The following is a 12231-nucleotide window of genomic DNA, read 5'->3' on the forward strand; positions in this document are numbered from 1 at the left end:
ATTTCGTGTTTCCAACCTTACCAGATCCGTTTTCCGTTCCGTTTCCGGTTCGGATTTCATTTCCGGTGGCCGTTGGAGGGCCTTTGCCTTTCGGCTGATCCGACTTTATCAGAAGTTTTCGGCCGGACTTACCGGCTTCGGATTCCGATTGATCGGGGGTGGCTTCTCGTATCGATGTAATTCGAGAAGCAGGTAAATGTTAACCGCCGCCGTTGGACTTGTCCAACTCTAGGCAACTGTTCGAATCTACCTCCCCGGTCCTTCCGTGTCAACGGTTTTTCCGGGGCGAGAAGGAGACTAGCAGGTTGCCGGGGGCCTGCGCACATCACGCCGCTGTGGGTACCGACGCGCTGCGTTCTTGCTGGTCAACGTCGCCTGTCTCGCCTGCGCGGGCCGCTCGGCCGCCCACCGCGTAGACGTACACGAGGAAGAGCAGCTCGGCGGCGACTCCTATGGCGATGCGGGCCCATGTGGGGAGGCCCGAGGGGGTGACGAAGCCTTCGATGGCGCCGGAGACGAAAAGGACCAGGGCCAGACCGATGGCCATACCGAGGGCTGCGCGGCCCTCCTCCGCGAGTGCGGTGCGGCGAGTTCGGTGACCCGGGTCGATGACGGTCCAGCCGAGGCGCAAACCCGTGCCCGCGGCCACGAAGACGGCGGTCAGTTCCAGGAGACCGTGCGGCAGGACCAGGCCGAGGAAGGTGTCGAGGCGTCCGGCCGACGACATCAGGCCCATGCCCACCCCGAGGTTGAGCATGTTCTGGAAGAGGATCCATAGGACGGGGAAGCAGAGGAAGGCCCCCAGCACCAGGCACATCGCCGCTGCCTGCGCGTTGTTCGTCCAGACCTGCGCGGCGAAGGAGGCCGCGGGATGGCTGGAGTAGTACGTCTCGTACTCACCACCCGGACGCGTCATCTCGCGGAGATCACCGGGGGCCGCGATCGAGGACTGGACCTCGGGGTGGGTGGCGACCCACCAGCCGATGACCGCTGCCAGGACCGTCGAGAGCAGGGCGGTGGGTATCCACCAGCGACGGGAGCGGTAGACCGCCGCGGGGAAACCGTGGGCCACGAAGCGGGTCACGTCGCGCCAGGAGGCGCGGCGCGTGCCGGTCACGGCGCTTCGCGCGCGTGCCACCAGATGTGTCAGGCGTCCGGTGAGCTGCGGGTCCGGGGCGCTGGACTGGATGAGGGAGAGGTGGGTGGCGGCGCGTTGGTAGAGGGCTACGAGTTCGTCGGCCTCGGCGCCGGTGAGGCGGCGTCGGCGGCGCAGCAGGGCGTCCAGGCGGTCCCACTCGGCTCGGTGGGCGGACACGAAGACGTCGAGGTCCATCGGGTGGCTGCTCCTCGTACTGCGGCGCGTGGCTGTTCAGCTTGGCAGACTGGCCAGTCCTACGGCAGGGCGGGGAAGGGCGGCGGGCGTGAGTGAGCTTGTGACGGGCGAGGCGGTGGCGCTGGAGATGCGCCCCGCGAAACTGCCGAGCCGGGCGTTGGCCGTGTTGATCGACATGGTCGTGGCGTGGACGGTCTATCTCGTGGTGACCCTCGGGATCATCGCCTCGACCTCTTCGTTGGACGACGCCGCCGCCGCGGCCGTCGCGGTCGCCAGTTTCGTACTGGTCCTGGTCGGTGGGCCCATAGCGGTGGAGACGCTCAGCCATGGGCGTTCACTCGGGAAGCTGGCGTGCGGGCTGCGGGTCGTGCGGGACGACGGGGGGCCGATCCGGTTCCGGCACGCGCTGGTGCGGGGTGCCGTCGGGGTCGTCGAGATTCTGCTGACGTTCGGGGTCGTCGCGTGTATCGCGTCGTTGGTGTCGGCCCGGGGGCGGCGGCTCGGCGATGTGTTCGCGGGGACGCTGGTCGTGCGGGAACGGGTGCCCGCGGCGCGGGCGGCCTTCGTACCGCCGCCTCCGCCCTGGCTGGCCGGGCGGTTCGCCGGGCTGGATCTGTCGGGGGTGCCCGAGGGGCTGTGGCTGGCGATCCGGCAGTACCTCACGCGGATGGGGCAGCTGGATCCGCAGGTCGGCTGGGCCATGGCCGAGCGGCTCGCCGGTGATCTGGTGGAGCGGACCGGGGCTCCCGCGCCGTACGGAGTTCCGCCGGCCGCCTATCTGGCGGCTGTCGTGCATGAGCGGCAGGCTCGGGACGCGCGGCGGGCGTTTGGTGGAGCGGTGGAATCCGGGGGTGGGTCGGGTGCTCCCGCTTTTCCGGTTGCCGGTGGCGACGCTGCTGGTAGTGGCACTGCTGGTGCCGGCGTGAGCTCTTGGGGTTCGGCGGCCTGGACTCCTGCTGTTGTGTCTGAGCCCGTGGAGCCCGTGGAGCAGACCGGGCCGGAAGGTGAGTCACCGTCTCCGTCGGCGGGCACGGGGTTCGTGCCGCCTGCTTGAGCGTCCGTCGGGCCGGGCGGGGGCGGCGCGGTCTCAGGTGAAGCTCGACGGTGGGGTTTCGAGGTGTTCGAGCTCGATGCCGGGGGCCGCGAGGACTACGTCGCCGGTGATGTGGACGGCGTGCTGTTCACCGGTGTCCAGGGCTGTGACCTGGTATTCGTCCACGTTCAGCGGGCCGTTGTCAGTGGCGTGTGCTTCTCTTTTCAGCAGGGCCCAGGACTGGTCGAGGGTGCGGGGGGCGAGGACCGGGTCCGTGAAGGCGACCAGGCGGATTCGGGTCGCGGGGGAAGCGGGGGTCAGGCGCAGGAGCCGGGCCGTCGCGATGAGGAAAGCGGGGGACGTGCCGGTGAAGGCGTGGGCGGGGGCGTTGTCTTCGGTGGCGTGCGTGCCGGTGGGGTCGGTGCGGACCCAGGTGACGCCGTTGAGGGCGCCTGCGCGGACCTGCCAGTCGCCCGCGTGGAGTTCCAGGCGGATGGGGCGGCCGCGGTCGTCGAGTGCGAGGTCGACGGAGCCCGCGGGGGTGGCTGAGGGGGTGGTCCGTTGGGCGACGTAGCGCCAGCCGGAGGGGCCGGGCGCGCAGTGGAAGTGTTCTTCGCCGAGGGGGGTGTGGTCGTGCGGATCGTGGAGCGAATATCGGCCGCGGGGCATGGGCGTGGTCCTGGTCCTGGGGTGCTTGGCGGGCTGTGACGGGTCCGCTGGTGCGCCGCCTCAAAGGGGCAGGCCCCCGCCGCGGGGGCGAGGGCCTGCTGAAGTGACGCTGATCTGCGGACTGTCGGCCGGTGGCGAGTGGCTGCTGGCCTCGGTCTCCGACCGTCAGTAGCGGTAGTGGTCGGACTTGAAGGGGCCGTCGACCTCGACGCCGATGTAGGAGGCCTGCTCGGGGGTGAGCTTGGTCAGCTTCACGCCGAGCGAGTCGAGGTGCAGGCGGGCGACCTTCTCGTCCAGGTGCTTGGGGAGCACGTAGACGTCGGTGGGGTACTCCTCCTGCTTGGTGAACAGCTCGATCTGGGCCAGGGTCTGGTCCGCGAAGGAGTTGGACATCACGAAGGACGGGTGGCCCGTCGCGTTGCCCAGGTTCAGCAGGCGGCCCTCGGACAGCACGATGAGGACCTTGCCGTCCGGGTGGGTCCAGGTGTGCACCTGCGGCTTGACCTCGTCCTTGACGATGCCCTCGATGGCGGCCAGGCCGGCCATGTCGATCTCGTTGTCGAAGTGGCCGATGTTGCCCACGATCGCCTGGTGCTTCATCTTGGCCATGTCGGAGGCCATGATGATGTCCTTGTTGCCCGTGGTGGTGATGAAGATGTCGGCCGTCTCGACGACCTCGTCCAGCGTCGTCACCTGGTAGCCGTCCATCGCCGCCTGGAGCGCGCAGATCGGGTCGATCTCGGTGATGATCACGCGGGCGCCCTGGCCGCGCAGAGACTCCGCGCAGCCCTTGCCCACGTCGCCGTAACCGCAGACGACGGCGGTCTTGCCGCCGATGAGGACGTCCGTGGCGCGGTTGATGCCGTCGATGAGCGAGTGGCGGCAGCCGTACTTGTTGTCGAACTTCGACTTCGTCACGGCGTCGTTCACGTTGATCGCCGGGAAGAGGAGGACGCCGTCGCGCTGCATCTCGTAGAGACGGTGGACGCCGGTGGTGGTCTCCTCGGTCACGCCGCGGATCTCCGAGGCGAGCTGGGTCCACTTCTGCGAGCCCTCGGTGATGGTGCGGTTGAGGAGCTGCAGGATGACGCGGTGCTCGTCGTTCTCGGCGGTGTCCACGGACGGGACCTTGCCGGCCTTCTCGTACTCGACGCCCTTGTGGACGAGGAGGGTGGCGTCGCCGCCGTCGTCCAGGATCATGTTCGGGCCGCCGGTGGGGGTGTTCGGCCAGGTCAGCGCCTGCTCCGTGCACCACCAGTACTCTTCGAGGGTCTCGCCCTTCCAGGCGAAGACCGGGATGCCCTGGGGGTCTTCCGGCGTGCCGTTCGGACCGACGGCGATGGCCGCAGCGGCGTGGTCCTGGGTGGAGAAGATGTTGCAGGAGACCCAGCGGACCTCGGCGCCCAGCGCAACCAGGGTCTCGATGAGCACGGCGGTCTGCACGGTCATGTGCAGGGAGCCCATGATGCGGGCGCCGGCCAGCGGCTGACTGGCGGCGAATTCCCGGCGGATCGCCATCAGGCCGGGCATCTCGTGCTCGGCGAGGGTGATCTCCTTGCGGCCGAACGCGGCGAGGGAGAGGTCGGCGACCTTGAAGTCCTGGCCGTTGATGAGAGTCATGAGTGAGCTGCTCCTCGTGGGATCGATCGAGGGTGGACATGGCTGACCTGCGGCGTCGGGCACAAGGGTGCACAGACGCGCGCAGCGCAGTCCGTCGGAGGCCCTCTCTCCCTCGGACAGTCCGTGCGTGGACCGCCCGACCGCCATCAGCAGCGACGTCTGGCTCATCCCCAAGCTACACCGGTTGGCCCAGTTGGCCCCAGCCCGCCTTCATGGGCTGACATGTCGATGGGGCCCCGCACCACACCGGTGCGGGGCCCCATCGACGTACGTACGAGCAAGACTCAGTGGCCGCCGGGCGACTTCGCCGGGTTCGCGCCCGCGGCTGCCGCCGTCTCGCTGTAGATGTCCGGTTCGAGGTAGATCACGCGGGCGATCGGGACCGCGGCGCGGATGCGTTCCTCGGCGGCGTTGATCGCGGAGGCGACCTCGGCGGCCGTGTCGTCGTGCTGGACGGCGATCTTGGCGGCGACGAGCAGTTCCTCGGGGCCGAGGTGGAGCGTGCGCATGTGGATGACCTTGGTGACCGTCTCGCCGTCGACCACGGCCTGCTCGATCTTCCTGACCTCCTCGGTGCCCGCGGCCTCGCCGAGCAGCAGCGACTTGGTCTCCGCGGCCAGGACGATCGCGATCAGGATGAGCAGGAGACCGATGCAGAGCGTGCCGATGCCGTCCCAGACGCCGTCCCCGGTGGCCAGGGCGAGACCGACGCCGCCGAGGGCGAGGACCAGGCCGACCAGTGCGCCGGAGTCCTCCAGGAGGACGACGGGCAGCTCGGGGGCCTTGGCGCGGCGGACGAACTGCGTCCAGCTGAGCTGGCCGCGCGTCTCGTTGGACTCCTTGATGGCGGTACGGAAGGAGAAGCCCTCCGCGATGATCGCGAACACCAGGACCCCGACGGGCCAGTACCAGTGCTCCAGCTCGTGCGGGTGCTTGATCTTCTCGTAGCCCTCGTAGACCGCGAACATGCCGCCGACCGAGAAGAGGACGATCGATACGAGGAAGGCGTAGATGTAGCGCTCGCGGCCGTAGCCGAAGGGGTGTTGCGGGGTCGCCTCGCGCTGGGCCTTCTTGCCGCCGAGCAGCAGGAGCCCCTGGTTGCCGGAGTCGGCGAGCGAGTGGACGCTCTCGGCGAGCATCGAGGACGAGCCGCTGAAGATGAACGCGACGAATTTCGCCACCGCGATCGCGAGGTTCGCGCCGAGTGCCGCGACAATCGCCTTTGTTCCGCCTGACGCGCTCATAAGTGCCCGGGGTCCCTTCGCCTTCGTACGTTGTCGGCCGTCGTCGGCGGGCAGCACTTTGCCCGCCGTTTACGGTGGGTCATTGTTGCAGCACGGGAGGGTGCTGGTGCGTCAGGCCACCACAGTGGCCCGGAAAACCGTGCCGGTACCGGACAGTTCGGCCTTTTCGCTCGCCGGGACGAACGCGGACCGGCCGGGCGCCAGGATCAGTTCGCCCGCCTGGACGGAGCCCGCCGTGCAGAGCAGGATCTGCGGGGTCGTGGCGGTGAGGTCGTGCGGAGCGGCGCCCTCCGGCAGGACGAAGCGGGAGAGGCGGAACTCGTCGATCGGGGTCTCGTAGACCTCTTCGCCCGCGGCGGACGCTTCCGGGCGCAGCACGCCGGGCTCGGTCGCCTCGAAGCGGACGATGCGCAGGAGCTCGGGGACGTCGACGTGTTTCGGGGTCAGGCCGCAGCGCAGGACGTTGTCGGAGTTGGCCATGATCTCGACGCCGAGGCCGTCGAGGTAGGCGTGCGGGACGCCCGCTCCGAGGAACAGGGCCTCGCCGGGCTGCAGTCGCACGTGGTTGAGGAGCATCGCCGCGATGACGCCGGGGTCGCCGGGGTAGTGGTGGGCGATGCCCGCGTACGGCTCGTAGACACCGCCGAGGCGCCGGGCGGCGGCCGTGACGTCGGTGACCGTCTCCGCCATCTCTTCGGGATCGGCGCTCAGTACGGCCGTCAGGACCTCGCGCAGCGCGGCCTCTTCGGGCTGGGCGCGCAACAGGTCGACGTACGGCTTGAGGGAGTCGACGTCCAGGGCCGCCAGGAGGTCCGCGGTCTCGGCGGGGGCGCGGAAGCCGCAGAGGCCGTCGAACGGTGTGAGGGCACAGATCAGTTCGGGTTTGTGGTTGGCGTCCTTGTAGTTGCGGTGCGGGGCGTCGATCGGGACGCCGCGGCGCTCCTCGTCCGCGTACCCCTCCTGCGCCTGGGTGAGGTCGGGGTGGACCTGGAGGGAGAGCGGGGCGCCGGCGGCGAGGATCTTGAGGAGGAAGGGCAGGCGCGGGCCGAATTTGTCGGTTGCCGCCTTGCCGAGTTCGCGCTCCGGGTCCGCGTCGATGACCTCGTTCAGTGCGCCGCGTGCGGTGCGCGAGGGTGCGCCCGGGTGGGCGCCCATCCACATCTCGGCCTGCGGTTCGCCGCTCGGCTCGGCGCCTATGAGCTCCGCGATGGCGGTGGGGGAACCCCAGGCGTAGGGGCGGATGGTGTTGCTGAGGCGGTCCACGGAGGGGTTCTCCCTTACGTACGCGAATGCTGGACTACTGCCGCGAGTGGCGCAGGACCACTGCCGCGGCGGGCGGCGGCGGTGCGGCCTGCGGGGTCATGATCGGTCCCCCGCGGCGAGTGCCAGGTAAACGGCGGCGAAATCCGTGACGGCGATCAGCTCCGCGAGTGCTTCCAGCTCCTCGCCGTCCTCCGGCTCCAGCTCGCTGAGCGCGATGTCGTGGCCGTGCGCGAGCTCGCGGGCGGCGGGGGCCGCGGTGAGGCCCCCGGCGTCCACCGGGGAGTCGCGGAGCAGCACCACGCGCGCGCGAAGGGCGGCCGGGTCGTCGACGCGGTCGCGGAAGAAGTCGTCGGTGTCGTCGCCGCCCGCGGGGTTGCCCGCGAGGAGGGCGCCGTGCGCGGGCAGCGCCTCGGGCAGTTCGGCGGCGAGCGCCGCGTGCCCGGCCAGCTCTGCGAGGGTGGCGGCGAAGCGGCGGCCCACGACACCGGCGGACCGGCCCTCGGTCCAGATCAGCGGCAGGCAGTCGGCCAGCTCGGCGGCGAGGGTCTTGGCCGGGTTGCTGTACGTCGCGATGGCCGGACCGCAGCGCTCCGCGACGTGGTCGAGGCGGTCGGCGACCTTCTGCAGGGTGTCGACGGGGGCGGCGAGCAGCCCGGTGCGGTCCAGGAGTACGAGCAGCGGGACGAGGAGGGCCCAGAGGGTGCCGGGGGCGCCTGGGGCGGCTTCGTCCTCGACGCGGCGTGCCTCGTACGTGGCGGAGTCGCGGTCGGATTCGTCGTGGGCGCCTTCGTACGCGCCGTAGGGCGAGCAGGCCATGGGGACGGTGAGGCCGTGGCTGCCGTCCACGCTCTCGGCCAGCGGGGTGCGTGCGGGGGCGACCGCGACGACCGTGGCGCCGCGGCGGTACGCCTGGTCGGCGAGGAGCGAGAGGCCGGGCTCGGTGCCGTCGGGGGTGGCGATGAGCAGCAGGTCGACGGGGCCGACCCAGCCGGGCAGTGACCAGCGCAGGGCGCCCGCGGCGGGGGCTACGCCGGTCGGGGCGAGGCGGATGACGGGGCATCCGGCGCCCGCGAGGCCGTCCAGGAGGTCGGCGACGCAGGCCGCGGCGGTACCGGGGCCCGCGATGAGGACGGCGCGGGGCCTGCCGTCGGGCTTGAGCTCCGTGAGGCCGGCCTCCGCGGCGTGCCGGACGGCGGTGCGGACGCGGGCGCCCGCCTCCGCCGCGCCGCGCAGCAGTCCGCGGCGGTCGGCTCGGGCCAGCGCCTCCGGGGCGTCAAGCAGCGACTCGTCGAGCATGGGGGTCGGGCCTCCGATTCGCCGTGCACGGTGTACTGCGTGCGGGTCCTGCCTTACGCGGGGCGGCGCGCCTCGTCGACCAGGAGTACGGGGATGCCGTCGCGGACCGGGTAGGCGAGGCCGCACTCCTTGGCGTTCGCCGTGCAGATCAGCTCGGTGTCCGTCTCCTTGAGGGGGGCGTGACAGGCCGGGCAGGCGAGGATCTCCAGGAGGCCGGCTTCGAGCGGCATGGGGTGGGTCCCTTCGAGCTGACGTGATGTCGTGCTGGGCGTGTTCGCGCTTCGCGCGGGCTCCGCGCTTTCGCCGCGCGGATGCGGCCTGGTCAGCCTACCTCCGTGAGAGGTGGGGCGTGGGGGATGCGGAGGGGCCGGTGAACGGGCCCCTCCGCGGTGGGTGCGGGGGCCGGCCGCGGAGGGTCCTCGGGGGCCGGGGCTCAGCCGCGGATGATCGCCAGGGCCTCGTCGCGCGCCTTGGCCATGGTCGCCTCGTCGCGCGCCTCCACGTTCAGGCGCAGCAGGGGCTCGGTGTTCGACGCGCGTACGTTGAACCACCAGTCGGCGGCGGTCACGGTGAGGCCGTCGAGCTCGTCGAGGGTCACGCCTTCCTGGTCCCCGTACGCCGCCTTGATGGCGGCGAGGCGGGCGGTCTGGTCGTCGACCGTGGAGTTGATCTCGCCGGAGCCCGCGTAGCGGTCGTACTGGGCGACGAGCGCGGAGAGCGGTCCTTCCTGGCCGCCGAGGGCCGCGAGGACGTGGAGCGCGGCGAGCATGCCCGTGTCCGCGTTCCAGAAGTCCTTGAAGTAGTAGTGCGCGGAGTGCTCGCCGCCGAAGATCGCGCCGGTCCTCGCCATCTCCGCCTTGATGAAGGAGTGGCCCACGCGCGTGCGTACCGGTGTGCCGCCGTTCTCCTTGACGACCTCGGGGACCGACCAGGAGGTGATGAGGTTGTGGATGACCGTGCCCTTGCCGCCGTGCCTGGCCAGCTCGCGGGAGGCGACCAGGGCGGTGATGGCCGACGGGGAGACCGGGTCGCCGTTCTCGTCGACGACGAAGCAGCGGTCCGCGTCGCCGTCGAAGGCGATGCCGAGGTCGGCGCCCTCCTCGCGCACCCGCCGCTGGAGGTCCACGATGTTGGCCGGGTCCAGGGGGTTGGCCTCGTGGTTGGGGAAGGTGCCGTCCAGCTCGAAGTACATCGGCACGAGTTCCAGGGGCAGGCCCTCGAAGACGGTGGGGACGGTGTGGCCGCCCATGCCGTTGCCCGCGTCCACCACGACCTTGAGCGGGCGGATGGCGGTGAGGTCGACGAGGCCGCGCAGGTGGGCGGCGTACTCGGTGAGGGTCTCGTGCTTGGTGAGGGTGCCCGTGGTCGCGGCGGGCCCGGGGGCGCCGGTGCGCTGCCAGCCCTCGACGAGGGCGCGGATCTCCGCGAGGCCGGTGTCCTGGCCCACGGGGGAGGCTCCGGCGCGGCACATCTTGATGCCGTTGTACTGGGCGGGGTTGTGCGACGCCGTGAACATGGCGCCCGGCAGGTTCAGCGCCCCGGAGGCGTAGTACAGCTGGTCCGTCGAGCAGAGCCCGATCTCCGTGACGTCCACGCCGCGTGCGGCCGCGCCGCGTCCGAAGGCCCGCGAGAGGCCGGGCGACGAGGGGCGCATGTCGTGCCCGACGACGATCGCGTCCGCCGACGTGACCTGCGCGAAGGCCGCCCCGAAGAGCTCGGCGAGCGACTCGTCCCACTGGTCCGGGACCACCCCGCGGACGTCGTACGCCTTCACGATCTGGGACAGATCAGCAGTCACGGCCAACCCTCTCTGCAAGTTCTGCGAGTTCAGCGAGTACGACAGAGACCTCCGTCGAGCCCTCCGTCGTCACAAAACTACCCGTTGCGACCGACACCCGGCCGCGCGTCGCGACAGCCTGTACCCCGGCGTCGGGCCCGCACACTCAGAGCCTGTCCTTGAACCCCCGTCGTCCGCGCGAAGCGCGGGCGCGTGCCGGGCGTCGGGGCGCAGACGGGGGTTCGAAGACAGGCTCTTACGGCAGCATCCAGCCCAGCACCGCCGTGCTCTGCCCCACCACGATCAGGCACATCACCAGCAGCAGTCCGAGGCTCCAGGGCAGCACCTTGCGCAGCAGGTCGCCCTCCTTGCCCGCGAGTCCGACGGCGGCGCACGCGATCGTCAGGTTCTGCGGGGAGATCATCTTGCCGAGGACGCCGCCCGAGCTGTTGGCGGCCGCGAGGAGTTCCGGGGAGAGCCCGGACTGCTGGGCCGCCGTCACCTGGAGTGCGCCGAAGAGGGCGTTGGAGGAGGTGTCGGAGCCGGTGACCGCGACGCCGAACCAGCCGAGTACCGGTGACAGGAAGGCGAGGCCCGCGCCCGCGGCGGCCACGTAGTGTCCGATCGTGGCGGCCTGCCCGGAGAGGTTCATGACGTAGGCGAGCGCCAGTACGGACGTCACGGTGAGGATCGCGTGGCGCATCTCGTGGACGGTCGCGGCCCATTCCCGTACCGCCACGCGCGCGTGCACCCCGATGACCGCCGCGGTGCCCGCACCCGCGAGCAGCACGAGCGTGCCGCCGGTCGACACGAGCGGCAGCGTGAAGACGTTGCCGCCGACCGGGTGCCCCGAGGGGTCGCCGACGTTCAGGAAGGGCCAGTCGAAGGTGCGCGTCGCCTTGGCGAGGAGGTGCTTGACGGCGGGGAGCTGGGCGAGGGAGAAGACGGCGACGATCAGGGCGTACGGGGCGTAGGCGCGCAGCACTTCGGGGCGCGGGTCGGCGTGGTCGAGGTTCTCGCTGCGTACGCCGGTGAGGACCGCGGCGCGGACGGGCTCGGCGGCGGGCCTGCGGGCGTGCGGCGCCGCGAGGAGGGCGCCCGCGCCCGCGAGGGCCGCGCCGATGTCGGCGAGCTGCGCGGAGACGTGGTTGGAGGCCGCGAACTGGGCGGCGGCGAAGGCGAGGCCGCAGGCCAGGGCGGGCACCCAGGTCTCGCGGAGCCCGCGCCGCCCGTCCACGAGCACCACCAGGAGCAGCGGCACGACCAGGGCGAGCAGCGGTGTCTGGCGGCCGACGACCGTGGCGACGGTGTCCAGCGGAAGGCCCGTCACCTGAGCCAGCGTCACCACGGGGGTGGCCAGGGCGCCGAAGGCGACCGGCGCGGTGTTGGCGACGAGGGAGACGACCGCGGCACGCACCGGGTCGAAGCCGAGGGCCACGAGCATGACCGCGCTGATCGCGACGGGCGCCCCGAAACCGGCGAGCGCCTCCAGGAGCGCCCCGAAGCAGAAGGCCACGACGAGCGCCTGGATGCGGGGGTCGTCGGAGAGCCGCCCGAAGGAGCGGCGCAGGATGTCGAAGTGCCGGGTGCGGACCGTCATGCGGTGGATCCACAGGGCGTTGACGACGATCCACAGGATGGGGAAGAGGCCGAAGAGGGCTCCCTGCGCGGCGCTCGACGCGGTCTGGCCGAGCGGCATGCCGTAGGCGAGCCACGCGACGAGGACGGCGACGGCGAGGCCGGTGAGCCCGGCCAGGTGCGCCTTCATGCGGACGGCGCCGAGCAGGAAGAGGACGGTCAGGAGGGGCAGGGTCGCGACGAGCGCGGACAGGCCGAGCGAGTCGGCCACGGGCTCCAGTTGCTGGGTGAACACGGGGCGCCTCCCGGCTGTGGGGTGGCGAAATCGTCAGGGCCCCGGCGCGGGCGCGTCAACGAGGCGGAAGGCGAAGATCCGGTGAGGGAGCGGAGAAGTGGGCTCTCCGTAGGACCACGTTTC

Annotated in this window: 10 protein-coding genes; 1 reads left to right on the plus strand and 9 read right to left on the minus strand. The window is 71.2% G+C overall.

Annotated elements, in window-relative coordinates:
* Positions 1 to 325: 325 nt before the first annotated feature.
* The gene (locus ACFVYR_RS35070) at positions 326 to 1333 is read right to left on the minus strand and encodes a stage II sporulation protein M (protein WP_384261669.1); all 1008 of its coding nucleotides are present in this window, start codon (positions 1331 to 1333) and stop codon (positions 326 to 328) included.
* Between the two features lie 88 nt (positions 1334 to 1421).
* Between ACFVYR_RS35070 and ACFVYR_RS35075 the strand changes: the two genes are divergently transcribed.
* A complete protein-coding gene (locus ACFVYR_RS35075) occupies positions 1422 to 2387 on the plus strand; it encodes an RDD family protein (protein ID WP_384261671.1) in 966 nt (321 codons plus the stop codon).
* A 33-nt stretch (positions 2388 to 2420) separates the two neighbouring features.
* On the opposite strand, the gene ACFVYR_RS35080 is transcribed toward ACFVYR_RS35075, so the two are convergent.
* From ACFVYR_RS35080 to ACFVYR_RS35115, 8 genes are all read right to left on the minus strand, one after another.
* Positions 2421 to 3035, minus strand: a complete 615-nt coding sequence (locus ACFVYR_RS35080; RefSeq protein WP_384261673.1) for a hypothetical protein — start codon at positions 3033 to 3035, stop codon at positions 2421 to 2423.
* A 165-nt stretch (positions 3036 to 3200) separates the two neighbouring features.
* Positions 3201 to 4655: an adenosylhomocysteinase gene (gene ahcY / locus ACFVYR_RS35085; RefSeq protein WP_384261676.1), complete on the minus strand. Its 1455-nt coding sequence runs from the start codon at positions 4653 to 4655 to the stop codon at positions 3201 to 3203.
* Positions 4656 to 4939: 284 nt separating this feature from the next.
* The gene (locus ACFVYR_RS35090; protein ID WP_384261678.1) at positions 4940 to 5899 is read right to left on the minus strand and encodes a cation diffusion facilitator family transporter; all 960 of its coding nucleotides are present in this window, start codon (positions 5897 to 5899) and stop codon (positions 4940 to 4942) included.
* A 111-nt stretch (positions 5900 to 6010) separates the two neighbouring features.
* Positions 6011 to 7162, minus strand: coding sequence for a mannose-6-phosphate isomerase, class I (manA, locus tag ACFVYR_RS35095; RefSeq protein WP_384261680.1), 1152 nt, complete (start codon positions 7160 to 7162; stop codon positions 6011 to 6013).
* Between the two features lie 96 nt (positions 7163 to 7258).
* A complete protein-coding gene (locus ACFVYR_RS35100; protein ID WP_384261683.1) occupies positions 7259 to 8458 on the minus strand; it encodes an SIS domain-containing protein in 1200 nt (399 codons plus the stop codon).
* Positions 8459 to 8511: 53 nt separating this feature from the next.
* Positions 8512 to 8688, minus strand: a complete 177-nt coding sequence (locus ACFVYR_RS35105; protein WP_384261685.1) for a Trm112 family protein — start codon at positions 8686 to 8688, stop codon at positions 8512 to 8514.
* Between the two features lie 203 nt (positions 8689 to 8891).
* Entirely contained in the window at positions 8892 to 10256 is a 1365-nt protein-coding gene (locus ACFVYR_RS35110; protein WP_384261687.1) for a phosphomannomutase/phosphoglucomutase, read from the minus strand.
* A gap of 235 nt (positions 10257 to 10491) precedes the next feature.
* Positions 10492 to 12108: an L-lactate permease gene (locus ACFVYR_RS35115; protein WP_384261690.1), complete on the minus strand. Its 1617-nt coding sequence runs from the start codon at positions 12106 to 12108 to the stop codon at positions 10492 to 10494.
* Between the last annotated feature and the right edge of the window lie 123 nt (positions 12109 to 12231).

This window comes from Streptomyces sp. NPDC058284 (assembly GCF_042881135.1).
In the GTDB taxonomy this organism is placed as follows: Bacteria; Actinomycetota; Actinomycetes; order Streptomycetales; family Streptomycetaceae; genus Streptomyces.

Coding starts and splice junctions, on each gene's coding strand:
- ACFVYR_RS35070 (WP_384261669.1), bottom strand. CDS start 1,333: ATGGACCTCGACGTCTTCGTGTCCGCCCACCGAGCCGAGTGGGACCGC.
- ACFVYR_RS35080 (WP_384261673.1), bottom strand. CDS start 3,035: ATGCCCCGCGGCCGATATTCGCTCCACGATCCGCACGACCACACCCCC.
- ahcY (WP_384261676.1), bottom strand. CDS start 4,655: ATGACTCTCATCAACGGCCAGGACTTCAAGGTCGCCGACCTCTCCCTC.
- ACFVYR_RS35090 (WP_384261678.1), bottom strand. CDS start 5,899: ATGAGCGCGTCAGGCGGAACAAAGGCGATTGTCGCGGCACTCGGCGCG.
- ACFVYR_RS35100 (WP_384261683.1), bottom strand. CDS start 8,458: ATGCTCGACGAGTCGCTGCTTGACGCCCCGGAGGCGCTGGCCCGAGCC.
- ACFVYR_RS35105 (WP_384261685.1), bottom strand. CDS start 8,688: ATGCCGCTCGAAGCCGGCCTCCTGGAGATCCTCGCCTGCCCGGCCTGT.